The sequence below is a fragment of the Nonomuraea sp. NPDC050536 genome (genome assembly GCF_044457685.1).
In the GTDB taxonomy this organism is placed as follows: Bacteria; Actinomycetota; Actinomycetes; order Streptosporangiales; family Streptosporangiaceae; genus Nonomuraea.
Genome location: NZ_JBITHD010000030.1, coordinates 77,090 through 101,381, shown reverse-complemented (window position 1 = coordinate 101,381; position 24,292 = coordinate 77,090). Strand labels below are relative to the sequence as shown.

Annotated in this window: 21 protein-coding genes; 20 read left to right on the top strand and 1 reads right to left on the bottom strand. The window is 63.1% G+C overall.

Features of this window, described 5'->3' with window-relative positions; genetic code table 11:
* The 20 genes from ACIBHX_RS47540 to ACIBHX_RS47445 all read left to right on the top strand — a co-directional run.
* A partial coding sequence (locus ACIBHX_RS47540; protein ID WP_397075037.1) for a S26 family signal peptidase occupies positions 1–267 on the top strand: 267 nt, incomplete at its 5' end.
* Between the two features lie 1,001 nt (positions 268–1,268).
* The gene (locus ACIBHX_RS47535) at positions 1,269–2,153 is read left to right on the top strand and encodes a hypothetical protein (protein ID WP_397075036.1); all 885 of its coding nucleotides are present in this window, start codon (positions 1,269–1,271) and stop codon (positions 2,151–2,153) included.
* Between the two features lie 296 nt (positions 2,154–2,449).
* Positions 2,450–3,505, top strand: a complete 1,056-nt coding sequence (locus tag ACIBHX_RS47530; RefSeq protein WP_397075034.1) for a radical SAM protein — start codon at positions 2,450–2,452, stop codon at positions 3,503–3,505.
* Entirely contained in the window at positions 3,498–4,343 is an 846-nt protein-coding gene (locus ACIBHX_RS47525) for a TOMM precursor leader peptide-binding protein (protein WP_397075032.1), read from the top strand. Before ACIBHX_RS47530 ends, ACIBHX_RS47525 begins: the two co-directional genes overlap by 8 nt.
* Positions 4,336–5,544 carry a YcaO-like family protein gene (locus ACIBHX_RS47520; RefSeq protein ID WP_397075030.1) on the top strand — a complete coding sequence of 403 codons (1,209 nt, stop codon included), beginning with the start codon at positions 4,336–4,338 and terminating at the stop codon, positions 5,542–5,544. The genes ACIBHX_RS47525 and ACIBHX_RS47520 overlap by 8 nt, the downstream gene beginning before the upstream one ends.
* Positions 5,545–5,555: 11 nt before the next feature.
* Positions 5,556–6,638 (top strand): hypothetical protein, encoded by a 1,083-nt coding sequence (locus ACIBHX_RS47515; RefSeq protein ID WP_397075028.1) that lies wholly within the window; start codon positions 5,556–5,558, stop codon positions 6,636–6,638.
* Positions 6,639–6,641: 3 nt separating this feature from the next.
* The gene (locus ACIBHX_RS47510) at positions 6,642–7,874 is read left to right on the top strand and encodes an MFS transporter (RefSeq protein ID WP_397075027.1); all 1,233 of its coding nucleotides are present in this window, start codon (positions 6,642–6,644) and stop codon (positions 7,872–7,874) included.
* A 19-nt stretch (positions 7,875–7,893) separates the two neighbouring features.
* Positions 7,894–8,730, top strand: a complete 837-nt coding sequence (locus ACIBHX_RS47505; RefSeq protein WP_397075025.1) for a S8 family serine peptidase — start codon at positions 7,894–7,896, stop codon at positions 8,728–8,730.
* 9 nt (positions 8,731–8,739) lie between these two features.
* On the top strand, positions 8,740–9,384 hold the full coding sequence (locus tag ACIBHX_RS47500) for a GAF domain-containing protein (protein ID WP_397075024.1): 645 nt from the start codon (positions 8,740–8,742) through the stop codon (positions 9,382–9,384).
* A 299-nt stretch (positions 9,385–9,683) separates the two neighbouring features.
* Positions 9,684–10,469, top strand: coding sequence for a hypothetical protein (locus ACIBHX_RS47495; RefSeq protein WP_397075022.1), 786 nt, complete (start codon positions 9,684–9,686; stop codon positions 10,467–10,469).
* Positions 10,466–11,431, top strand: coding sequence for a hypothetical protein (locus ACIBHX_RS47490; protein ID WP_397075020.1), 966 nt, complete (start codon positions 10,466–10,468; stop codon positions 11,429–11,431). Before ACIBHX_RS47495 ends, ACIBHX_RS47490 begins: the two co-directional genes overlap by 4 nt.
* Positions 11,424–12,173, top strand: coding sequence for an iron-containing redox enzyme family protein (locus ACIBHX_RS47485; RefSeq protein ID WP_397075018.1), 750 nt, complete (start codon positions 11,424–11,426; stop codon positions 12,171–12,173). Before ACIBHX_RS47490 ends, ACIBHX_RS47485 begins: the two co-directional genes overlap by 8 nt.
* Positions 12,101–12,286: an aroma-sacti cluster domain-containing protein gene (locus ACIBHX_RS47480; RefSeq protein ID WP_397075017.1), complete on the top strand. Its 186-nt coding sequence runs from the start codon at positions 12,101–12,103 to the stop codon at positions 12,284–12,286. The genes ACIBHX_RS47485 and ACIBHX_RS47480 overlap by 73 nt, the downstream gene beginning before the upstream one ends.
* Positions 12,277–15,198: an adenylate/guanylate cyclase domain-containing protein gene (locus ACIBHX_RS47475; protein ID WP_397075015.1), complete on the top strand. Its 2,922-nt coding sequence runs from the start codon at positions 12,277–12,279 to the stop codon at positions 15,196–15,198. Before ACIBHX_RS47480 ends, ACIBHX_RS47475 begins: the two co-directional genes overlap by 10 nt.
* Positions 15,199–15,384: 186 nt before the next feature.
* Positions 15,385–15,579 carry a hypothetical protein gene (locus tag ACIBHX_RS47470; protein ID WP_397075014.1) on the top strand — a complete coding sequence of 65 codons (195 nt, stop codon included), beginning with the start codon at positions 15,385–15,387 and terminating at the stop codon, positions 15,577–15,579.
* A gap of 106 nt (positions 15,580–15,685) precedes the next feature.
* Positions 15,686–16,963, top strand: coding sequence for a M16 family metallopeptidase (locus ACIBHX_RS47465; protein WP_397075012.1), 1,278 nt, complete (start codon positions 15,686–15,688; stop codon positions 16,961–16,963).
* A gap of 56 nt (positions 16,964–17,019) precedes the next feature.
* Positions 17,020–18,312 (top strand): M16 family metallopeptidase, encoded by a 1,293-nt coding sequence (locus ACIBHX_RS47460; protein ID WP_397075010.1) that lies wholly within the window; start codon positions 17,020–17,022, stop codon positions 18,310–18,312.
* A 145-nt stretch (positions 18,313–18,457) separates the two neighbouring features.
* Positions 18,458–19,657 carry a SagB family peptide dehydrogenase gene (locus ACIBHX_RS47455; RefSeq protein WP_397075009.1) on the top strand — a complete coding sequence of 400 codons (1,200 nt, stop codon included), beginning with the start codon at positions 18,458–18,460 and terminating at the stop codon, positions 19,655–19,657.
* Positions 19,638–21,515: a RiPP maturation radical SAM C-methyltransferase gene (locus ACIBHX_RS47450; protein WP_397075007.1), complete on the top strand. Its 1,878-nt coding sequence runs from the start codon at positions 19,638–19,640 to the stop codon at positions 21,513–21,515. The genes ACIBHX_RS47455 and ACIBHX_RS47450 overlap by 20 nt, the downstream gene beginning before the upstream one ends.
* Positions 21,515–22,132, top strand: coding sequence for a DUF5825 family protein (locus ACIBHX_RS47445; protein ID WP_397075005.1), 618 nt, complete (start codon positions 21,515–21,517; stop codon positions 22,130–22,132). Before ACIBHX_RS47450 ends, ACIBHX_RS47445 begins: the two co-directional genes overlap by 1 nt.
* 35 nt (positions 22,133–22,167) lie before the next feature.
* Here the strand turns inward: ACIBHX_RS47445 and ACIBHX_RS47440 are convergent, their stop codons facing one another.
* Positions 22,168–24,021 carry a BTAD domain-containing putative transcriptional regulator gene (locus tag ACIBHX_RS47440; protein WP_397075004.1) on the bottom strand — a complete coding sequence of 618 codons (1,854 nt, stop codon included), beginning with the start codon at positions 24,019–24,021 and terminating at the stop codon, positions 22,168–22,170.
* Positions 24,022–24,292: the final 271 nt, after the last annotated feature.

The window sequence follows — 24,292 nt, the reverse complement described above, 5'->3', positions numbered from 1 at the left end:
GTCGTACTCAGCGGATTCGCGCCGGAACTGGCCGCCGATCCGATAAACCCGAGTCCGCGCTGGATCATCAAGCGCGTCGCGGCGATACCGGGTGACCCGATCCCCCGCGACACCGTCCCGGCGCTGCGGACCGCGCCAGGTACGCGAGTGCCGACCGGGCGCCTGGTCGTGTTGGGCGACAACCCGGACCATTCACACGACTCCCGCCACACCGGATATTTGACGACTGACCGCCTGTTCGGCGTGGTACTCCGCAAGATGGGCTAACCACCACCTCGAGTTCCCGCAAATACAGCCCTGGTCACCTCTTGATCCCGATGTGATGCGTAACCGGCTTGACGTGCGGTGAACAGGGAATCGTGCCGATCCCCGCCACTTGGTGATGTGCTCCTGACCGCAATAGTCACAGCCCATATCACAGTACGAGGACGGCATCAGAACAAATGAGCGCCTCTCCGGGTGGACCACTGCTTGTGCCCCCCGGTCCGTGAGAACCGCGATCTCATCCACGGCGGCGGCTATGAGAATCTCGCATTCCAGTAAGGCCGTCAGCTCATCGGCTCCGCACGCCGGGACGGTACCCCTACCCAGATCGGCGGCTATCTCTGTCCGAACGGCCAACAGTCGGCCAGTGCGAGTGGCATAAACGAGCCGCAAGCGATTGTGCCGACGACCGACTTGTATTCGCGATCACTGAGAACGAGGAATCGACTCACCTTGTCTTTTAGGCATCACCGTTCATCTAGGCGCATGAGCAGCTGATCGTAATCTCGATGGATCGCCCGAAGACGCGATGAGCGGTCGTGCCCGCAAGTTCGAATATCTGTCACTACATCAGACGGAGAGCCATCCATCGACACGCAGAGCGCATTCTCCGAATACTCTACATCCTGAATGATGACGTCATCTACCCATGCGGCCTGCATACGTCCTCCTCATTCTTGTTTCTTGGGCGACGTCTCACGCCCTGTTCAAGAGATATCCCGCGCGATTTCTACTGTCACCGAGCGATTCTTCTGCCGGCCCTCTATGCCTCCAGAGCTCCTCGCTGAGTTGGACAGATTCATTGCGGATATATTTTGACGCATGCCCTGTCCAATCAGCGCCATATCGGAAATAAACTCCCGCGGTGCAGACTACGGACCGAGTAGATCAGCACCGCGACTGAGAGGCCCAAAGTGGGGGACACGGCATTGCCAGACGATGTCCGGGCGGGCATCCGCCTACTCGTCCATGCGTATGCAGGGGCGCAGCCGGACGATGAGTTAGTGATCATCTTCCGCAGGGGACAAAAAGACGTCGCCTCAGCGCTGTTCGCGGAGGCCCGACGCGTCGGTGCGACAGTGGCCGTGCTCCCGTTGCTCGACGGGTCTGGCGGCGAGCTCTCGAATCGGTGGACGGAAGCGGTGCGCGGCGAGTCACGCGGCAGGCTCATCGCCGTGATCTTGGAAGACGACATCTCAGTCGTCGACGACCTGGTGCGCCACCTGTGCATACCCAGTGATGTGAACGTGATGGCCGTGGGAGTCGACCAACTCTCGGTGGTTCGCGATCCCGAGGGCGTCAGGCGTCGTTGTGACGACCTTCTGGCGTCGGTCGAGGGTGCGCGTCAGATGCGTGGCGTTACCGTATCTGGCTCTTGCTTCCACGTTTCGTTCGCGGATAGTTCGGCCTGGGAGCGCCATGACGGTGGTCTCAGTCCTGGAAGGGTCGCGACCTTGCCGGCTGGGGAGATTTCTATCCAGCCATTGACCATGGACGGAGTGTTCGTGGCGGACGGCGCGATCAGTATGAACCGGCGAATCCGGAGAGATGTGCGCCTTGCTGCTCATCCGATCACGCTGAAGCTCGATTCCGGATTTGTTCATGATGTGCAATGTGCGGATCCCCGACTGCTCGTACTTCTTCAACGGGCACTCCTCCGGCCGGGGGCCAATCGAGTGACCCGCTTCGGGATTGGCGCAAACACTGATGTACCTGCCTTCAGCGCAAGGAACGGCGCGGAGAACCGGCGACGTCCGGGAGTATGCCTGGGCTTCGCCGACAATGAGCGGGGTCTTCTAGTCAGCCTGATCGCGTCCAGTGCTGTCCTCTCCATTGAGCACGGGGACGTCGACGTCTGCGCATCTCTGGAGATAAAGGTGGCCGGGTGAGCACCCCAGAACTCGTCCGAAGCCGCTACTTCGTTATGAGTACGCGCACCTACGCGGACGAGCACGGCAGGTCCGTCCGCCTGGGATATGCCACTCGTACAGGGCGGATTGTTCACATGTCCGGAGAGGACGGGTTCCACCTCGAACGAGGAGATGTCGGCCGTGTCACAGCAGGCACACTGCAATCGCTCACTGAAGCTGAGGCCGTAGTACAGGCCGATGAGAGCGAGCTCGCGGAGGTTCTGCTCCGAATGCAGAGAACGTCCGACGATCCCGCAGTGCGGAGATTCACCATCATGCCCACCGCCTACTGCAACATGACGTGCAGTTATTGCGGCCAAGAGCACAGAAAGGGGAGCGTCCAATCCGACCTGGTCGAAAAGACGATCGCGCGAGTCACATCCGCGTTCGCCGCCCCGTCCAGCAAGAGGGTCCACGTCGTATGGTTCGGCGGCGAACCGCTTCTGGGGCTCAGGGTTCTCAGGGAGATGAGCAGCGCGTTCCTCTGGGCCTCGCAGCGATATGGCAAGTCCTACGGGGCATCGGTCGTGACGAACGGCAGCCTTCTCAGCGATCGGACACTCCAGACATTAGTCGAGGAATGCCACGTCAGATCGATTGAAGTGACCCTGGACGGTCCGGCTGCCATTCATGACAGTCGTCGCACCAAGCGTAACGGGACAGGCAGCTTCCGCAAGATCGTCCGGCTGTTGTCATCAACGGTGCGCGAGGCCAAATGGCCCAGCCTACGCTTGGGAATCCGGGTCAATATCGACCGGGAGAACGAGGCTCATGTTAGCGAGTTGATAGCGGACCTGGCCTGCTACGGATTCGGCCACCCTCGTGTCGAGCTCCACTTGGCGCCCGTCCACTCATGGGGCAACGATGTGTCTGCGGTGGAGATGGAAGCCAAGATGTACTCCCAGCGGGAATGCGAATGGTTGAGGCAGGCCCACGATCTTGGAATCGACGCAGTCCTGCTTCCGACAGTGCCGGTGCAGACCACCTGCCTGGCTACCTCAACGTTCGGCGAGCTAATCGATCCTGGTGGCGGCGTCTACTCCTGCTCGGAGCATCCACTTGTCCCGCGAGACAAGGACAAAGGGCTGATCGCCACGCTGGACAGTCTCGGATCCACGGCGCGCAGGCCGCCCGGTCAGTTCGACGGGTGGTATGGCGAGGTGCGGTCCGGAAGCTGGCCGTGCGCGCAGTGCCCATTCCTGCCTGTGTGCGGCGGTAGCTGCCCCAAGCAATGGCACGAAGGTGGGCTACCTTGCCCGAGTTTCAAATTCGGCTGGGAGTCGCGGTTGGACATCGCGGCCGAGCGCATGGGGCTCACTGTCGATGCCTGAGTACCGGATCGCGCCGTACGCGGGATGGGTTCCACTTCCCAATGGGCTCCTGGTCGCCCGTGGGACCTGGTATGCGGTCATCAGAGGCCCCGCGTCGCTCGATGTCCGCGATCAACTGATGGTGGACGGACGTTCAGTCCACACCACAAACCTGAACACCGTGCTTGTCGACAAGCTGGTATCTCATGGGTTCCTCCAGACTCAGCCCGGCGTGGCTACGTATCGGGCACTTCTCGCGGCCGAGTCTGGGGTCGGTGCGGGGGAATCCCCCCAGCGGACTGTGACCGTCCTGGGCGCGAGTGATCTCGCGGGTGAGATAGCGAAGATCCTGGCCCAGGAGGTAGAGGGCGGTGAGACCGCAGTATCGATGCGGACATCTCTGCTCGGACCGGTGCCCGCGGGGATAGTGGTGGTGGTCGCCGATGGCACCGAGTTCGGGCTTCTTGCGGAGGTCAACCGCCGCTTCTGCGAGTCGGACACCACCTGGTTGTTCGTCGACGCGCGTGCATCGGCGCCGGCACTGATCGGTCCGCTGTTCACACCAGGCGTGGGTTGCCTGGAGTGCCACTGGATGAGACGCGCGGCGGTACTCAGCAAGCCGGCTGAGTATGACCAGTACTTGCGCGAGGGACGGTCCGGATCTGGTGGCCACTGGCAACAACACATGATTGCCGGGCTGGCGGCCGCCTTGGTTCTCGATTGGGTCAGCGTCGAGGCTCCCCGGTCGGCCGGAACGTGTTTGGAACTGGCTGCTGCAGATGGTCCGTCTGTCCGTCGCCATACGCATGTACCGGTGCCCGGCTGCGCGGTGTGTGGAGGGGAGATGGCCGATGGATGATCCCTACTTCTCTGCGGAAGCCGTGATCGCGCCGTGGCACGACGAGCCTTACGAACCCATGGAGAGCCTCGTCTCTCGCCGGATCGGTCCGGTTCAGGAGCTGAGGGAATGGGTTGATGCGGATATTAACCTGCGGCGCGTGGTCGCCTTAGGGACAGCGGTGGATCGTGTCCATGGCGAGATCACACCGGTGGTCGGAGTGGGCAGATCCACCTGCGGTTCCATGGCCAGGACACGAGCGATGGGGGAATTCATCGAACGTCTCACCTTGATGGAACCGCCAAAGGCTCTCGTTGATCCTCGCCGAGGTGCCCGCGACGGCCACTGCCCTCTTGACGAAGCTTGGGTCGAAGCCGTTGATCTCGCGACAGGTGTGACGACCCCGCGAGCCGCTAGCGACTACTACGTGCACCCCGCTTCGTGCCCGACCTCTCAGCGATCCGATCGGCCATCTACGAACGGAACAGCCGCAGGGCACACTCTTGCGTCCGCCACTGAGCGGGCTTTGCTGGAGCTGCTCGAGCGGGACGCGCTCATGACCATGTGGCGCTACCGCCTGCGCAGCCCTGTAGTTGAGCCTGATCTCAGGACACGCTGCGAGGCGAAAGAATCGGGGTTGCAGTGCAGGTTTCTTGACCTGTCATGGATTCATGGCGTGCCAACCGTGGTTTGCGTCACCGACGGCTGGTACGGCGGACAACGGGTCCGCGCCGTGGGCAGTGCCTGCGACCGTAGCTTCCCAGACGCCGGACTCCGGGCCCTTCGTGAGTCGATAGCGGCCCACTCCATGTGCGTCGACTGGCTGGCCGACGATTACGGCGGCCCGCTCGACTTCTCCTCCTTTGCCCACAATGCGTTTTATCACCTTGATGGCGCGCACATGGAGTTCGCGGACTCTTGTGAGCCTGCCGCCGAGCACGCACCTGGGGCATGGCAACTGGCCGGTCACCCTCAGGAGGTGGTCGACGGCCTCGTTTCTCGGCTAGCTCGGCGGCAGATTGCCGTCTACGCAGTAGATATCAGCTCGCCGACCCTCCGGAAGCTGGGCTGGCACACGGCTGCCCTCCGCTCGCCAGACCTTTACCCCCTCGAAGTCGGCTTCGGTGATCGAAGCCTGGCTGAGCGAATGCGGGCTCATCCTTGCCGCGTGGAGTTGAAGGTTGCCGACCAGATCAATCTCGTCCCTGTTCCCCTTGCCTAGCCGGAGCCAACGTGACCACGACCAAACTGCAGATACCAGCGCCCTTGCTGGAGGCCAATTCATGGCTGGGATTCCTGGCCGACGACGAGTGGGTCGTCCCTCGCGGGGATTCGGAGCTGAGTCGTGTCGAGGCCCTTCTTAACAGCGGTCCGGACGACATCCCGAAGCTATTCGTCGGCGCGAACCTCCTTGCCCTACTGCTCTTCCGGCAGCGCAATGTCGCCGATGCCCGACGGGTGTGCCAGAAGGAGATCTCCTTCGCCCTACGACGGTCAGGGGCCGACACCTTCTATGCGCTTCAACCGCAGATTAATCTGATCCGGCTGGAGGGATTTGTGGGAAGCGTCTCTGACGCACTTTCTCAACTGGCCGAATTGGAACAGCTCTCGGTGGGACGGCCTGCGCGGTTCTCTCATCTGGACGTCGACGAGGACATGATCGACTCGATGCGAGAGGCTGGCCACCTGGTCGAGGTTCTCGCTCGCTCAGTGCGCGTGGTGGACACCTGCAAGATCCTTTGGCGTCGCGGAGCGCATGGCGAACTGGTGTCAGAGGCGGAGCGCCTTACTCGCATCTGGCCCGAGCTGGCACGGGGGGCTGGGCCACAACACGCGGCCGAGACACCCTGGCTGGTCCATCCGCTCACGCAGCCGCGGCTGTTCGTCGAAAACCTGTCCACTCAGCCATTGCCGTTACGGCAGCTGAACTTCATCCGGTTGCTACACACGGCATCGGCCCTGACTGCGTCGGGCGATTTGTCTGCCGGAGGCAGTCTCGCCGAGCAGCTGTTCGTGTGCAGGAGCATGGTCAACGGACGGTATCTGTCCACTATGACGCCACTTCGGTGCCTTGCTTCCCTCTCAGACACCCTGCTGAGGGCCGGGCGTCTCGAGTTGGCGTTGACCGCGCTTCAACAGTCCATCGACGCGGCACGCGATCTCGGAGACCACCAGCTCCTCCAAGATCTCTCTCTTCGACGGGCCGCTGTGATCAACACTCCGGCCGCAGACGCGCCGGTTCTCGAGTCGCACATCTCGGAACAGGACCTGGCCCGGGTGACTGCACTCGCCATGTCGCGGTTTGAGGAGGAATAGCTGATGCGCACACATCTCAGCGCGCCCCTGGTTGTCTCTTTCGTCGGAGCACGTGCGCTGTCGACCTTCGGCAGCGCGGCCTCCGCCCTGGCGGTGCTGGTCTGGGTTCGAGAGCTGACCGGCAGCGACAGCGCCGCCGCCCTGTCTATGGTTCTGTTCGCGCTACCCACGCTCTCGTACCCCTTGATCGGCCAGATGGTCGACAGGTTGAACCGGATAACGCTCCTTATCGCCAGTCAGTTGATCGGTGCCGGCCTGACACTGTGCTTCCTACTCGTGAGTGATCCCTCTGCCTTCTGGCTTGTCTACTTGATCCAGCTTGCACAGGGGGTCAACGCCGGATTGATAGCGATCGCGGGGGACGCGCTGCTCCCGCAGGTGGCCACGAAGTCGAAGTTCGCGATGATCAACGGGTTTCTGCAGTCGACATCCCAGGTAGCTCGTCTGCTCGCGCCGATGGTGGGGGTTTTGGTCTATGCGCAGGCGGGTGGCATCGGCGCGGTGGTGATGCTCGACGTGGCCACATACGTCGTCGGCATCCTCCTGCTGATTCCGCTCGCTTGGCGCCGCCTCGGCCAAGAAGCGAGCGAGCGGACGACAGAAGGGGTGCTGGCCTCCGTCCGAGAAGGGCTTCGCCTGATCAACACGCATCGGGACGTACGCCTCATGGTGACGACCGCGGGCGCATGCATCCTTTCGATCGGCCTTTTGAGCAGCGTTTGGTACGCGGTCATCACCGCAGGGCTCCACCGCGAGGCTGGGTTCGCCGGCGTGCTCGCGACGTGCCAGGCGGTGGGCGGCATCGGCGGCGGCACGATCGGGGTCTGGTTCGCCAAGATGCCTGAGCGCGCCAAGTCGGGATGCGTCCTGGCTCTCTCGCTTGTCGGCATGGGCGCAGTGACCTTTCTGTCCGGCATCGACGTCATCGCAGCCGCCGGAACGCTCTTTATGGGACTTGGCGGCTCAATTCTCATCGTGATCTTCGCCACGGTGATTCAGAGTGCCGTGCCCGAGGACGCGCTGGGCCGAGTCTTCGGCGGCGCGAATGCGATTACCAGCCTGGCCCAGGTCGGGGGGCTCGCTTTGGGCGCCATCTGGCTGGTGGCATTTCAGCCTGTCTTCCAGCCGGTGGTGGTGGTCGCGGCGGTCGTGGTCCTGCCAGCCCTCGTAGCTGCGCTACGGATTCGCAGGGTGGACAGCCTCCCAGGCACCGCGACGTCAGGCGCAGTTAAGTGAACTCATCGGGAGGGACTACGTGACCACGGTCGGACAAGGCTCCAGGCGAACCATCCGCTTCGCGCATACGTCCATGGGGGCGCAGGCGGACGCTGGAGCTCTCGGATTCACCTACCCCATTACTCGCGATTGGGCTTGGGGCGGCTCGACTGGGCGGGGAGTGCGGGTCTGCATCATCGACAGTGGCCTAGACGCTGAACATCCCGCCGTCGGCGGGCGCGCTGAACAGTATTGCGTACGGCAAGAGATCGTCGATGGGATTGAAGGCTGGTCTGTCGTCCCCGACGCCGAGGGCGATTCCGCGGGCCACGGGACCGCGTGCGCCGGCATTATCCGGTCGTTGGCCCCGGACTGCGATCTTGTCAGCGTTCGCGTTCTCGGCAAGAACCTTCAAGGCAACGGTGAGGCTCTGATGGCCGCTCTCAAATGGGCCATCGAGCAGCGGTTCCCCGTCGTGAATCTCAGCCTGTCGACCCGGCGGCAGGTATTCAAGGAACGCCTGCACGACATGGCGGAGGAAGCCTACTTCAGCGGCGTGACCATCGTGTCCTCGGCACACAACAGGCCGGTGAACAGCTTTCCATGGCGCTTCTCCTCTGTCATCTCCGTAGGTTCACATGGCCGGTCGGAGCCGGGCTACATCGAGGTGAACCCGACCCCCCCGGTGGAGTTCTTCGCAGCCGGCGTCGACATCGAGACTGCCCGGCCCGGCGGTGGGACGAGCCGTGTGTCCGGCAACAGCTTCGCCACTCCGCATATCGCGGGCTGGTGTGCTCGCATCCTGCAACGCCACCCATCCTTTCGAACCGCGCAGCTCAAGCATGTGCTGGCGGCCGTAGCCGACAATCTGACCTGAGGAGAAATCGTGGATTTCCAGGAACTGGAGGGTTTTTCGCGATCGGCGGCTCGGCTGTTCGCCCCTGATGTGCACGACGAGCTACTCCGATCCAGCGTCCGCTTGGCCAGGCTCGCCTTCGGTGCCGCGGCTGCCTCGGTTTTCCTCTACGACCGAGAACGCGATGAGCTGGTGTTCGAGGCGTCGTCCGGGGTCGGGGAGGATCGACTGATAGGGCTGTCGATCCCGGCGGGTCACGGCATTGCCGGCTGGGTCTGGAGCACGGGTGAGACCATCCTGGTCCGCGATGTCGACAAGGACGATCGTTTCGATCGCCAGTTCGCAACCGATACGGGTTACGTGCCCAGTGAGATCATCGCGGCTCCGCTCGAGCTGGGCGACGAGCCGATTGGTGTCATCGAGGTCCTGGACGCCCAGCTCTCCTCGATTGGTCATGTCTCCGCGATGGACCTTCTGACCGAACTCGCCCAGCAGTGCTGCTCGGCCATCTCACTCCTGGTGGCAGCCAGGGCATTGCGGCCAAGGCTGCTCGATCATGTCGAGTCGGATCCCATTATCCGGCTGGAGGCCGCATTGAGCAGGTTCGACGGCGGACGCGACCCGGCTGCAGGGCAGTTCGTGATCGCGCTGGCCGACCTCCTTGAGCGACACTGAGGGCCGGCATGCACCTCGCTGAGATCATGGAGCTTCGGCCGGTGCCCGCGGCCGGGTTGCTGATGGCCCTGACCAGACGCTGCCCGCTGTCATGTGCTCACTGCTCGACCGAGTCGTCAGCGACTGCCGAGCAGTTCGCTGGCGCTCCCTTCCTTCGGCTAGCAAGAACGTTCACTGCGGACGAGCATCCGAGTGTCATTGTCATGTCCGGAGGAGAAGCTCTGCTCCGGCCGAAGCTTGTCAGCGAGCTCGCGACCACGGCCAGGCAGTCTGGGACGAGGTCGTATCTTCTGTCCGGGATGTTCTTCGCCAGGCACCAACGACGCCGGCCCCCGGACCAGATCATGCGGGCGATCACGACCGTCGATCACTTCGCCGCGAGCCTGGATGCCTTTCACGAGCGGGAGGTGAGCAGAGCGGACGTCTTCCATGCCATGCATTCGATCATGGAGGAGGTGCCGGCGGTCAGTTTCCAGCTCACCGGCTCCCCGGGGGATGCGTACTTGACGGAACTGGTCGACGATATCCGCAGAGAGTTCGCTGACCGCGTCCCGATACTCGTGACTCCGCTGCAGCCGACGGGGCGGGCCGCAGAGTTGCTGACCGTACGACCGTTGCCACCAGATCCCCCTTCGGTGGCCCCCTGCACCGTCGCCACCTGGCCTTTGGTCGGCTACGACGGGACCGTGTACGCGTGCAGCCGCCAAAGCCTAGTCGAGCCGGCAAAGCCGCCGCACCTGGTGCTGGGTGACGCCGCAGTGGATTCGTGGGCCGAAGTACGGAAAAGGAGCCTCCAGCACCCTGCCGTACGAGCGGTGCGCCTACTGGGTCCGAGGCTGGTACGAGAGAAGTTCGGCCGCGGAGCACAAGAGGGCGGCGCCTGCACCACCTGTGTCGCCATGGGAGGGGAGGCGGATGAGGTTGCTCACCGCGCCGGCGCCTATCTGAATTCGCCGCGAGGAGCACTGGTTGAGCGGTTGGCTACGCAATTGACCGGCAGGGTGTCTGCGCGCGAGTCCGCTCTAGCCTGCGGGGCTGCCCACCATGCCAGCCTGGTCGAGCTTGGCAGATCGGTGTCCCGATGACCAAGGTGACTCTTTCGAATATGTCGCGCCTTCGCCGGACTCCAGGCGCGACAGCACTGCTTTTCCTGACGGATCGGTGTCCTGTGGGCTGTGGCCACTGTTCCGTCGCCTCGCGTCCCGACAGCCCCACCATCACCGATCGGCCGCTGTTCCGCGAGATCGTATCGGGCTTGGCCGAGGTCGAGGAGCTTGAAGTGCTCGCCATCACCGGCGGTGAGCCCTTCGCCGAGAGATGGGGGCTGACCCACGCGACCGAGGCAATGCACAAGGCGGGCATCCCCACGGTCGTGTTCACCAGCGGCCATTGGGCGGGGACTCGTCGTATCGCGTCCTGGATTCCGGGAACCTTACGAAAGGTCGCCACGGTGGTCCTGAGCACGGATAGCTTTCACACACGAAAGGTCGCGGAGGATCGCCTCCGGCGCGCGGCTGAATTGATCCTGGACGCGGGCTGCCACCTGATCCTGCAGATCGTGAACGAACGTACGACGACCAACCTGTCATGGTTGCCAGACAGCGTGGAAGTCAATCTTGTCGCCCCTCTGCCGCACGGCCGCGGGCGTCAGGTCTTCAGCGTCCCCGCACCGCGGCCGATGGCCGCCTACGGTCCATGCGGGCTCACGAACTCCCCGACCATCCGCTATGACGGCACCGTAATCGCGTGCTGCAGTGAGCCGGTCATCATGAGGGCGGCGGGGCACGACGACCTGCGCAGATCGGTGCGGCACCGGAGCGAAATCGGGGTCGCGTTGCGATCTCTGCGGGAAGCACCGGTTCTGCGTGTCATCGGCGGTCAGGGCCCGCGAGCCCTGGCGATGTTGCCGCACCTGTCGATGGCGGCGAAAGCCGAGTATCTGTCGATCTGCCACGCATGTCACGCCGCTCACGAGGCTGTCGGACGATCATCCGACGCCGCCCGGATGGTTGTCGCGTTGGCCGGGATGGAGGGTACAAGTGCGTGATTCCGTTCTCCCTGGAGTCCGGTTGCGCGGGGTGCTCGAACTGGCCATGCCGTCGCTGGGTCGTCTGGTCAACCAAATGTGGGCATCCGAGTCACCACCTGGCACGTATTTGAAATGGCTGGGCGTGGCCCACGACGCGATGCGGGCCACGGTCCCGCTGCTTATCGCGGCCCAACAGGAATGTGCTCGTCGGCCAGATACCGTGTCCTCACTTCTGCTGCCCTACTTGGCGGCACAAGCCGGAGACGAGGCTGGTCACGACGACTGGGTCCGAGAGGATTTTCGTCAAGCGGGCGGTGATCCGGTCGCCTTGGAGCAGCGGATTCCGGCCGGCTCGATCGCCCGCCTGGTGGGGGCGCAGTATTACTGGTTGCTCCATGAGCATCCCGTCGCCCTTCTGGGGCACATCGCGGTACTTGAATGGTTTCCTCCAGCGAGCGATCTCGCTCCGCGACTGGCTCAGCAATACGGCTTGCGCCTCACGGCCTTTACCACGATCTCCCAGCACGCCGAACTCGACCAGGAGCATGGCGACCAACTCGGACGTCTCCTCGATGCGTTGCCGCTGTCCCCGCGTCTGAGCGCCTTGGTCGTCACGAGCGCGCTCACCACGGTGTGTGGACTGGCCGACGTAATTGCCGACCTCACCGACAGAAGGAAGCGGGCACCATGGCAGACCTTTCCCGACTGGAAGAACTCGGATTCGAGCTCCACCTCGCCAACGACGAGCAACTCGCGGTGATGGAGTCGCTGACCGACGAGGAGATCGCTCTCCTAGCGGACATCAAGCAGCGACTGGAGGAGGCGGGCGACGATCTGGAGGGGCATATGGACGGTGGCGGGCTGTGCTGGTAGAGAACGAGACCGCCTGCCTGCGCTGCCAGACCGCCAATCCCTCTGCGGCGAGGTTCTGCATGCGCTGCGGCCACAACCTGGGATCCAGTGAGGACGACTCTCCTCGACTGCGATTCGTCACTGTGGTCTTCTGCGACGTAGCCGGGTCTACGGAGTTGGCGGCGCGACTTCGACCAGAGGTGTGGAGTTCTGTCCTCGACGACTACTTCGCCGAGGTGGGCGGCGCGCTCAGTACGGGCGGCGGGCGGCTGGAGAAGTTCATCGGCGATGCGGTGGTCGGCGTGTTCGGCGCCGATGGCGGCCGGGAGGATGACGCCCTTAGAGCGATTCAGGCAGCACAGGACTCGCTCGATCGGTTGGCCACTCACGCCGAGGATCTCCAGAGGCGGGGCGTCGACTTCAGGGTCAGGTACGGCATCGCCTCCGGCCGGGTCATGGCGAGCAGAAGGGATTCCTCTTTCGCGATAGGCGCGGTGATGAACCGGGCGGCACGCCTTCAGCAAGCAGCTGAGGACGACAGCATCGTGATCGATTTGAAGACCTGGCTGCTCGTCAACGAGCGGATCACTACCCATCCGATCGGTCCCGTGGCGGCCAAGGGGTTCGACAAGGCGCTGCAGGCATGGCAGGTCGGTGGCATGGCGACGCCACGGGAGGACAGCCGTCCGTCGATCGTGAATCAATCAGAGCTTCGGCGGGAGCTGGTCTCGTGGATATCGACCGGATTGGCGGCGCTTAGTCCCTCAGCTCTGGTCCTGGAGGGGGAGCCTGGAGTAGGCAAGACGAGGATCTTGCTCGACGCTCGCAACACTGCGGAGGCAAGTGTCCAATGCCATGTCCTCATGGTGCCTTGCCGGCGCGATGACGATCGTCTGGGGACCTGGCCCTTGTACCAATTGGGGGAGGCTTTGGTCCCGCTCGAACGAAGGGCTGGGATCGAGATACAGCAGGGCGCCAGAGAGATCGTCCAGACGCTCGAGGAGCTGAGGTGGACCCTCGAACGACGGGTGGTCAAGCTGGCCGAACACCTACCTTTGCTCATCCTCGTAGATGACTATCCAGCAGCAGGCGAGGCTGTCAGGACTCTGATCGGAAGGCTACGGGAGCGCGATGCCCGGTTAGCCATCCTGATGAGCGGGCGCGAAATGGAGGTCATGGACGGGCACGGAGAACGACGAATGAGAGTGCTCCCTCTGGACGAGGATCACGCTCGGACTCTCCTGAAGAAGATCTCGGAGCAGCATGGGACACATCTCCCAACGGCTAGGGCAGAGGAAATCCTTCGCCGGAGTCGAGGCAATCCCCTGTACCTGCAACAGCTGGCGATGTTGTCTAACGATGACTCGGAAGAGCTGATTCCACCATCGGTGGAGGCGGCCATGGGAGCTCGCCTAGACAGGCTGACACCGATGGCGCGGAGCGTGCTCACGTGCACCGGAGCATGGGGCGGCGATGTGAGTCTCCTCGATGTGGCGGCTACCTGCGGCGGAGATGAACGCGACTTCGACGCAGCGGTCAGCGAACTGACGCAGACAGGCCTGCTTACCGTGGAGTCGCAACCCGAACAGATCGACTGTCAGGCGGCCGCCGACGTCGCGTACGCCCTCATGACCCTGAACGACAGAGCCGCCGTTCACGAGCGGATCATGGTCCGCTTGCAGGAGCTCGCCCAGCACAGGCCTGAGGCGATCGAATTGGCGGCGGTGCATGCGGAGAAGGCGCACGGCGCGTGGAACGAGATCGCCCCTGGCTCTGATGCCGGAAGAGCGGCCGCGCGGCGCGCGGCCAGCTGCTTGTGCTCGGCCGCACGCTTCATGGTCTCCTGTGGTCAGTTGCCTCGCGCTCTTGCCCTGGTAGAGCGGGCCCGGGAGATCGCTCCGGGTGCCCTCGATCTCGAAGCGGAGGCAGGAGCGATCGAAGCATACGCACTCGGGGCACTCGGAAGAGTTTCTGAAGCGCTCACGATCGTTGAGGATCTGCGTTCACGAGTTCCTGATGTGGCGAACCTTTCTGCGGCGGCGAACCTGCGAGTCACCGAGCTTGCTTTGAGGTGGGACGAGGATCTGCTCACGGAGGCCGGCGAGCTGGCCGAACGCGCGGGTGACACGGGCAGTCGATCCCGGCTTCTGCTGGTCCAGGGACTGAGCGCCGCCAGGAGCGGCGACTATCTCCTAGCCGAGGAGTCGCTCACTCGCTCTCATGCCATGGCCGTTCGAACCAACACGCGGTTCGGCCTCACGGAGATACACGGCAACTTGGCTCTATGCCTGGCCTATAGCGATACCCCGGTCGCCGGGGCGCTCGCGCGATGTCTCGACCTGTGGCGGGAGACAGGTGGAGCGCCCATGCTCAAGGCCGCGGTCGGCTGTCCTGCGGCCTTGCTCCAATGCATGGCCGGAGCGGTCGATACCGCTGATGAGATGATCGCGGAGGCGGAGTCCGTCTTTTCTGAGATCGGGCACAAGCCCGGACTCGCCGGTGTCCAGGAATTCCGCAGCATGATCGCGGAACTCGCCGACGATGTGGCCACCTCGGTGAGGGCGGCGAATGAAGCCGCCGCTATGTACAAGGCGATCGGGCTCGAGAATGCCGCACTCCGCTGTCAGTTGCGCGGTTTCGTACTCGACCCTGCCGGCATCCCCCCGGCATTGCCATCCGGGGCGCGAGAAGTGCCCTGGGATATCGGCATCCTCGCAGCACGGGCCAGGGCCCTGTCCGAGCAAGACGGCCGGTACCTCGACACAGCTATGGATCTCCTTGGCGCCGTGCGGGGATCCGGCGCCAGGCTTCTGCCGCTCCTCGGCTGTCTAAGCGTCTCTACGCGGCTGGGAGAGGAGAGATTGTCGGCCCGGATCTGCTTGGCGATCGACGAGGCAAGGGCGGTCAAGGAAATAGCCTCATCAATCCGATAATACAGGAAATATTCCCGTAAAGGCGCTCCTGAAATGGTGGGAGCGCCTGCGATAGCATGCAATTGATTGACCCATGAAAATATAGCCCCACATTTCGAGCAAAATATCTTGCTAGGCGATACATTGAATTGTAGCTTGTGAGTGGCGATCAATTGATCCCGCTTCATCGGTTAGCAGGAGGATTAAATGGCTGAACTCGACGCCGGCAGCGAGCTCTCTCCGGAGTTCGACCAGCAGATGGAAAACGCGCTCAAGCTCGCCAAGAGTGTAAAGAAGGCTGTGAGTGAGGACGATGCCGACCTGGAGGGGCACTCCTTCGAGGACGAAGACATCGTCGGCCAGAACAACGTCAGCTTCAACGGCGGATGCGCCTGTGGATAGCACTGCCGAGTAAGTAGCGGAAAACGTGTCCGGCCGTGCCGAAAAATGAGGCGGTCACGGCCGGCGCGCGACTCTGCAAGTATCGTTATTTTTATGAAGGCGAGCGATGACCGTGCTATCTCCGCGAATAGAATATCTTGAGGAGACGCTTGATAACGGACTTCGGGTGATCCTCAACCCCGATCAGACCCAGTCGATTGTCGCGGTCTCCTTCAGATATGCGGTGGGTTCGCATTGCGAGGAGCCGGGGCTCACCGGCCTCGCCCATCTTTTTGAGCACCTCATGTTCTCTGGCTCGCCTGGCGTCGCGGCGGGTGAGCACCTACGCCTTGTCCAAGGTCTGGGTGGCAGTGCCAACGCAACGACCTCGATGGACTGGACGGCCTATTACCAAGTGGTTCCGGCGGAGGCACTGGAGCTGGTGCTCTGGCTGGAAGCAGACCGATTGTCCGGCCTCAGCCACACGCTTACGCAGGAGAGCCTCGACATTCAACGTGATGTGGTGCGGAACGAGCGGCGTGAGTCCATCGACAACGCCCCGTACGGGAGCGCGCGAGAGCGAGTGGTCGAGGCGCTGTTCCCGATCGGTCATCCGTACGATCATCTTCCGATCGGAAGCATGCGAGATCTGGAGCTGGCATCACTCGGCGATGCTCGCTCCTTCTTCGCCTCCTACTATGCGCCGGACACCGCGGTGGTGACCGTCTCCGGCGGCTTCGACCCAGCGAGCGCGTTGAACTGGATCAAGCAGTACTTCTCCGGACTGCGTCCGGCGCAGCGCAAGCCGCAGCGGCGACCGATTGCCCCGCCTCTCGGCCCGCTCGAGATCCGGATCGAGGAACGCACACGGCTGCCCGCCCGGCTGTTCATCGGGTGCACGCTGCCACCTGCTGGTTCTCCCGCCTTCCCGGCTTCACGTCTGGCCGCCACGATCGCCGCCAGAGGCAATGGCAGCAGGCTAGCCACCCGCCTGATTCACGAGAGGGAACTCGCCGCCAGCGTGCACCTGAATCTTCTTCCGCTGGCCATCGACGCCTCACTAGGTATCGCCCAACTCGTACCCCGGCCCGGAGTAGGGCTGGGAGAGCTTGAGCAGGCCTTCAACGAGGAGGTCGCCGCACTGGTGGAACACGGTCCTGAACAGCACGAGATGGATCGGGCGCTGGCTTACCTCGACGCGAGTTGGCTCGCGCGCACCGACACGGCTGATGGCAAAGCCGATGAGCTCTCGTGGCATGCCGTCGTGCGCGGAGACGCAGCCCTGGCCAACACCGCCCTCACGGACATCCACGCGGCAGGTCTCACACAGGTCCGCGACGCGATGCGTCCGTGGAGTGGCAGCACCCGCCACGTCGTTCTGTGCTACAGCGAAGGAACGGCATGAACTCTTCCGCATATCCACGCCCCGCAGTGCTACCAGCAGGTACGCCTTCGGAACGGGTGTGGGAGTCGGACACTCTGCCGAACGGCCTGACCGCCGCGCTCACCAATCTGCCCAGACGAGGAATGATGGCGGCCCGGCTAGTCTTCGGCCACGGCGCGGGGAGCGAGAACCCGGACGAGGGCGGGATCACGCGGATTCTCATGCACGCCATGGCAGGAGGCCCAAGCGTGCGTGGAACGAACGGCTCTTTCGACGCACTCGAGCAGCTTGGCGCCACGTTGACGGCCGACTGCACCCATGACGGCGCATCCCTGACGGCAGTGGGACCGGCGGCGAGGTTCGGGGAGATCCTCCGGCTCATGGCAGAGGCGGTGATGGCGCCCGCCCTAACGGACGCCGAGATCAAACGACTCACGCTCCAGCGGGCCGGGGAGATCCGTAGTGAGCGGGCCCGCCCCGAGGTAAGGGCAAGGCACGAGTTCATTGGTGCTGTGCACCTGCCAGGTTCGAACTACGCCCGCCCATCGGGAGGCACTCACGAATCCATGACCCTCATCGACGCCGCAGCCGTCCGGAAAAGATACGCGCGCATCGTAGCCCCGCAGGACGCGATCCTCCTGCTCGCGGGCGATCTGAGTGGGGACGTTGATGCGGATGTGCGAGCAGCATTCAGCGGCTGGTCAGGTGGCGGCCCGGTGACGCATGCTGAGGTGAGGGAACTGCGGCCGACACTGGAGCCCATCGTCATCTCCAGTCTGCCGTCCGTCACCCAAACGCATGTGCTGTACGGCGGAGCGGGAGAACCGATGACCGCTCGGGCAGCTGCCGCACTGCACCTCGCGGTCTATGCCCTGGGCGGCTGGTTCGGCTCGCGACTGAACACCGTCCTCCGCGAAGAGAAGGGCTATTCCTACGGCGCCGCCGCCTCATTCGTCGTGCGTAAGGTGTCCGGTGTCTACTTGCCGGAGCTCATCCTGGAGGCCGCGGTGGACTCCGCGTCAACCGGACCAGCGGTACGGGTGATGGCAGCGGAGATTGAGCGGTTGATCGATGACGGGCTTCCTTCGGGGGAACTGGAGACGGTCAAGGAATGCCTCATCCGCTCAACTCCACTGACCATGCAGACCTCTGAGCAGATCGTCAGTGTGTATGGACGTCTTCACGAGCAGGGACACGGACTCGATCGTGTGGAGGAAGCGGCCCGCCACATCGCTGCCGTGGAAACCGATGTCGTACAAGCCGCCGCCCACCATCTCGACCGTGCCCGTTTGGTGATGGTGGCAGTCGGGGATCCAGCGGTCATTAAGACGGCTCTTCTGGAGAATGAAGCAGCCCATGCCATCGATTGACGAACGGATCGCGCTCGGGGCAGGTGTCCGGGGGGTCATCACGTCCTCGGGGAGTGTGTGGCTCCTGAAGGGGCGTCGGCGAGTACCTCTTGGGCGGGCCACTCAGAGCACTCGCGCGTTGCTGCGAGACCTGAGTGAAGGAGACGTGGCCAGTCAGGATCGTGGGCATGAGATCTGGCCGCTGCTGGTCGACGGCTGGTTGGCCGTCACCATCACTCGTGACGGTGACGCTATGTACACCATGCATCCACTGCGATCTCCGGGTCGCCAACGGCCGGCCAAGGTCCCGGCTACGGCCGTGCTCTCACGCTTCGCCATCATGCGCAAGAGCAGCGAGGGAATCACCATCGAGTCCCCTCTTGCCTGGTGCCGAGTCGAGGTGCGCAGTCGAGCACTCTCGGCCCTTGCCCGAGCGCTCGACATGGGCGAGCCGGCTGGTGACCACCTCGAGGAACGGCTCCGCCAGGACCTGGCATGGGGCGGATTACTCGTAGATGACCCTGCCACTGAGCGGGATACGTTCCGGCTCAGCCAATGGAACACCCACGATCTGTGGTTCCATGAGCGAACTCGCTTCAGGGAGTCTTCCACGGGCTATGGAGGCACGGGGTGGGCGGACGGGCGGTTCGACCCGGTTCCCGCCGAGCGCCCGCAGATCATCGGCGAGCGGATCCTGCTCCATCGGCCGGACCTCGATCAGCTTCGCCGTACTGACCTGACGCTGACTGCGGCGCTTGAGAATCGCACTTCTATCCGCGCACACGACGACGACAGCCCTCTCAAAGTCGACGCTGTGGGCGAGTTTCTCTACCGGTGCGCGCGCACCAGGCGAAAGTGGGCTCGCAACGGCCTCGAGCTTCTGAGCCGTCCCTATCCCGGTGGAGGCTCGCTCTACGAGCTCGAGATCTATCCTGTCGTCCGCTACGTCGACGGCCTCGAACCTGGGTTGTACCACTACGACGCCCAGGAGCACGCACTCGTCTCCATCCATGCGGACGGAGAACAAGTCAGCCGGATGCTCGCCCTCGCAGGCGCATCGGCAGGAGTGTCGGACCAGCCCCAGCTTCTCATGGTCATCACCGCGCGCTTTGGACGCGTGATGTGGAAGTACGAGCAGCTTGCCTACTCCCTGATTCTCAAGGATGTCGGCGTCCTCTATCAGGTCATGTATCTCGTCGCGACCGCTATGGGGCTCGCCCCCTGCGCGCTTGGCACCGGTGATTCCGTTGCATTCGCGGAAGCGACTGGCATTGACTCGCTCGAGGAATCGAACGTCGGCGAATTCATGCTCGGCGGTTACGCACCGAACAAGTCAGGAGAGTCAGATGCGTGTGGCCCTGGTTAACATGCCGTGGGCGGCAGTAGATTTCCCGTCCATCGCGCTTGGTATTCTCGTAGGTTGTGTCCGAGAAAGTCGCCCTGATGATGAGCTATATGCCAATTACGCTAACCTGGGATTCGTCGACTGGCTGGCGGATCGAGTCCCGCTGAACTCTGCCGACTACAAATTCTACAGCTTGGAGTCTTATTTCTTGGGATGCGGCGACTGGGTATTCTCCTCAGCTCTGTACGGAAATTCGGAATGGCGACTTGAAGAGTTCGAAAAAACCATGCGCGGAAACATTCCTGAGCGCTATCTCAAGGTGAGTCGCCTGCTCCACGAGCAATCTCCCGAGTTCGTCCAGGAGGTGGCTGCGTCGGTGGTCGCCTGGGAACCCGATGTCGTCGGATTCACCACGACCTTTCAGCAGAACACAGCCTCGCTGGCCACGGCAAAACAGATCAAGAAACTGGCGCCGGATACCATCACCGTGTTCGGGGGGGCCAACTGCGATGGACCACAGGGAGCGGCGATACAGCGCAACTTCCCGTTCGTCGACTTCGTTGTCCGTGGTGAAGGTGAGACAGCCTTCCCCCGTTTGCTTGACGCGTTGGACGGCGACGGGGATGTGAGTGGCATTCCGGGCCTCTGCTGGCGTGATCGTCGTGGAGCCGCACAGGAGAACGCTGTGGAGAAGACGCCAGTGGCTCCGGCCGCCATGGTCACGCCATCCTATGACGAGTACTTCGAGCATCGGAGCGGCTCGCTGGCGCGAACGTGGGCAGAGCCGGCATTGCTGGTGGAAGGCGCACGTGGATGCTGGTGGGGAGAGAAACACCATTGCACGTTCTGTGGGCTCAACGGTTCCTTAATGCAATTTCGCAGCAAGCATCCAGATACCTTCCTTAAAGAGGTCATCGACCTGGTCGAGCGTCATCAAACCCTGGACGTCTACGTTGTCGACAATATTCTCGACATGCGATACATAAACTCGATGCTACCAAAACTGGCGGAATCGGGATACGACTTGCGCTTCCACTATGAGATCAAATCCAATCTCAAGCGTGACCAGCTCCGCGTTCTGGCCGACGCCGGCGTTCTCGCGGTCCAGCCCGGTATCGAAAGTTTGAACAGCAGGACCTTGCGGATCATGGACAAGGGCGTGACCGGATGCCAGAACGTCCGCTTGCTGCGTGACGCGGTGACGACCGGCATCTCTGTTGAATGGAATTACCTGTACGGGTTCCCGGAAGAGTTGCCCGAGGACTACGAGTCGGTGATCGAACAGTTGCCAGCACTCCACCACCTAGCGCCTCCTGACTCGATGGCGCGCATCGCGATCGAACGATTCAGCCCTTACTTTGAGCGGCCCGAGCTCGGATTCAGTGCGCTCAAGCCCGCCGCGCAGTACCGGTTGGTCTACGACCTCCCCGAAAGTGAATTGCTGGACTTCTGCTACGTCTTCGAGTCCGAGCAACTCGGCATCGGAGAAGAGCTGGCCGGGCGACTCGAGGCGGCCCTGGACGAATGGCGGAGGCAAGCGGACCGCAGTCGGCTCACCCATTGCGACCTGGGTGATCGCATCGTCGTCGTCAGTGATCGCGAACAGTTCGGATGGGACGTTCTGAGCATCGAGGACCCCATGGAGCTCGCCGCGTTCCGGTTGCTCGACGATCCGCGCAGTGCGGAGTCGCTTGCACGAAGGCTCTCCGAGAGCCTGGGCTCGGATGTGGCCCGGGACAGCGCCGAGGCGTTACTGCACCGCTGGAAGCTTATGGGACTCGTCTTCCATGACCAAGGCCAATACGTACAAGTGGCCGTGGAAGCGGTCAACCAAGAACTGCTCCGCTCCGGTGCGGTCGTCAGGGTGGGAAGGATCTGATGGACAAGGTCGCACTCACACTCTCCCGCGACTACAACCAGAAGGCCGCAGCGCTTGGAGGCATGTCACTCGGCGTGGAGCAGCTGCGTCACGTGCCCTCGGCGCACGCGCAGGATCTCTTCCAACGCGGCTGCCGCAAGGTGAGCATCACTAAGCCTCTGGACCTCCGGCAAGGATCGGACGCGAGCAGAGCCGCCGAGGCACTCATGCTCGTCCGGGAACTGACCGGCATTGGCATCTTCGTTGACTGGACCCTGCAGGTGGACAAGGGGTTCGCCTGGAAAACCCTGAGTCATCTGTTCCCGCCGGCGGCGGTCGATGGCGCGGAAGATGGCGCAGTGGAGCAATGGCTTCAAGCCTTCCGGATGGGCAGGCTGGCATACCGGCGAGGACCGGGATTCATTCAGGTACGCGATCTGCGATGGGGTGGGGTTCGGCGCTACACCATAGACAAGCGACAGTATCTCGAGGTGGCCGAAGCACTCGATGCCGGCGCGCCGATTGACGACATCCCGCCACGCGTCCTGTCCAACCTGGTGTCGAGCAGACTGGTGATGCCGGTTGGCAGCCTGGTGTGCTGGCTGCCCATGCGGATGCGGCGGTGGCCCGACAGATGAGGTGATCGTCAGCGGACACTGCTGCCCCCTAGCGTTCAGGAATCCGGCGTATGCCTGTGACCGTGCGACATGGCACGGTTCACTGCGTCCATTCTTGATTCTGATGAATATGCAGCGTATGCCTGTTCGCGTGCGAACAGCCGAATCAAGTTATGGAAGCCGTATCGGTCGAGACCGACAGAATCGCGGCCGACCCAGTGCAACAGGCGCGCGTCAACCAGGTCATCCACGAGGTTCTGAGTGAAGGTCGGGGAGGAGTCGATCAGGGCCGCCGCGGTCCACACCGTGAAGTCGGGGCAGTCGAGCAGACTGAGAAGCCGGAATAGGCGCTGGGCAGGCGGCTGCAGTGCGCGGTTGCTGGGCTCGATGCTCGCGCGCATATTCAATTCGCCGTAGACGAGTTCGTCGAGGCGTCTCCACTCGTCACGAAGCCGCTTTACGAGATCGGCCACCCGCCAGTGAGGGCGGGTGTTCAAGCGAGCGGATGCGATACGGATCGCAAGGGCAAGATGCCCGCACTGTTCGGCGAGTTCCTTGGACTCCTTCCTCTCGGCGGCGACTCGCTCGGCACCGATCAGCCCGGACACCATCTCCAACGACTCCTCGGGCTTGAGCACGTCGATCTCCATGACCTGCTCGCGAGCTAGTGCGCCGAGGCGTGTGCGACTCGTCACGATGACCGCGCAGCCCGGCTCGCCCGGGAGCATGGGCTGGATCTCTGTCTCGCTCGCAGCGTTGTCCAGCACGATGAGGACGCGGCGCTTGGCGAGCAGGCTCTGATAGAGCTCCACACGCTCCTCTTGGGAAGATGGAATGTCCTGACCCGCTACTCCCAGGGCCCGGATGAAGCGTCCCACGACCTCGCTCACCGACACGGCGGTCCCGGCATGACCATGCAGGTCGACGAAGAGCTGCCCGTCGGGAAAACGGGACTTCACCTGGTGGGCGAGACGGACGGTAAGCGTCGTCTTTCCGGTCCCGGCCCCGCCGGTGATGGCGAGGATCGGGTGGATAGGGGCCTGCTCGCTGACGATCGCGAGCCCTTTGCTCAGTTGTTCGTTTCGCCCGGTGAAGTTGCTGATGTCGGGGGGAAGGAGAAACGGTCTCCTTAGATCGTGTCGAGATGGCGTGATCAGCGTGACGGGCGCGGACGGGTCGAGACCCGGGTCGGAGGTGAGTATCTGCTGTTCCAGGTCGCGCAGCCGCTGCCCTGGCTCGAGACCGAGCTCCGCAATCGAAACCCGGCGGGCCGCTCGGTACACCTCCAGGGCCTCTGCCTGCCGACCGGCCCGGTACAGCGCCAGCATGAGCTGCGCACGAAAGCCCTCTCGTAGTGGGTGCGTGCCCACTATCTCCGCCAATTCGGTCAGCAAGTGGGAGTGCAAGCGGAGCGCCAGGTCGGACTCGATACGGTCTTCGAGCACACCGAGCCGTAGTTCCTCGAGCCTGGCCGCAGTAATCGCGAGGAAGGGAACGTCGTTGAAATCGGAGAGGGGTTCACCACGCCACAGGACGAGAGCCTGCCGCAGCAATTCGCCCGCTTCTGCCGGCCGGCCCGCCATCAGCGACTTCCGCCCTCGATTTGCAAGATCCTCGAACAGCTGCGCATCGAGCTCACCCTGGTGGACGGCCAGCCGGTAGCCGGGTGATGCCCACGAGATCCTTTCCTTGCCCAACCGCCTCCGTATCTGGTACACGTACACGCGGAGATTCTGAACGGCCGTCTGGGGCGGAGCATCCCAGATCCAATCGAGGAGTTGGTCTACGGAGACCACTTCATTCGCCCGACACAAGAGGATGGCGATCAGCCGTCGGAGCTTCTTGGCTCCGAACTGTACGGGCTGCTCACCGTTACGAAGTTCCAGAGGACCCAAGATCGCGAAATTCACCACAGTGCCTCGATGACCCGCTCGGTCGGAACCACCTGCCGGGCGTGCAGCAGCAGATAGGCCACCACGGCTCGGTGTCGCGGGGCCAAGTGAGGGCGACGGCCTCCCGTCTGGCGACATCTCCACCGGGCCACGAATGACAAAACGCACGTTAGCCCCCGTTCTCGACGAACCATATTTTCCGGATCGAGAGGTATGTCTAGCCGTGCCATAGTTGTTCGACACCAGGCGGGAAAGCCCGACAAACAACTGCGGTCAACGGGGGTGAGTA

What these genes read in the sequence shown, in the direction of transcription:
- ACIBHX_RS47530 (WP_397075034.1), top strand. Translation starts at nt 2,450, where the DNA reads ATGCCCACCGCCTACTGCAACATGACGTGCAGTTATTGCGGCCAAGAG.
- ACIBHX_RS47525 (WP_397075032.1), top strand. Translation starts at nt 3,498, where the DNA reads ATGCCTGAGTACCGGATCGCGCCGTACGCGGGATGGGTTCCACTTCCC.
- ACIBHX_RS47520 (WP_397075030.1), top strand. Translation starts at nt 4,336, where the DNA reads ATGGATGATCCCTACTTCTCTGCGGAAGCCGTGATCGCGCCGTGGCAC.
- ACIBHX_RS47510 (WP_397075027.1), top strand. Translation starts at nt 6,642, where the DNA reads ATGCGCACACATCTCAGCGCGCCCCTGGTTGTCTCTTTCGTCGGAGCA.
- ACIBHX_RS47495 (WP_397075022.1), top strand. Translation starts at nt 9,684, where the DNA reads ATGTTCTTCGCCAGGCACCAACGACGCCGGCCCCCGGACCAGATCATG.
- ACIBHX_RS47490 (WP_397075020.1), top strand. Translation starts at nt 10,466, where the DNA reads ATGACCAAGGTGACTCTTTCGAATATGTCGCGCCTTCGCCGGACTCCA.
- ACIBHX_RS47480 (WP_397075017.1), top strand. Translation starts at nt 12,101, where the DNA reads ATGGCAGACCTTTCCCGACTGGAAGAACTCGGATTCGAGCTCCACCTC.
- ACIBHX_RS47470 (WP_397075014.1), top strand. Translation starts at nt 15,385, where the DNA reads ATGGCTGAACTCGACGCCGGCAGCGAGCTCTCTCCGGAGTTCGACCAG.
- ACIBHX_RS47465 (WP_397075012.1), top strand. Translation starts at nt 15,686, where the DNA reads ATGACCGTGCTATCTCCGCGAATAGAATATCTTGAGGAGACGCTTGAT.
- ACIBHX_RS47450 (WP_397075007.1), top strand. Translation starts at nt 19,638, where the DNA reads ATGCGTGTGGCCCTGGTTAACATGCCGTGGGCGGCAGTAGATTTCCCG.
- ACIBHX_RS47445 (WP_397075005.1), top strand. Translation starts at nt 21,515, where the DNA reads ATGGACAAGGTCGCACTCACACTCTCCCGCGACTACAACCAGAAGGCC.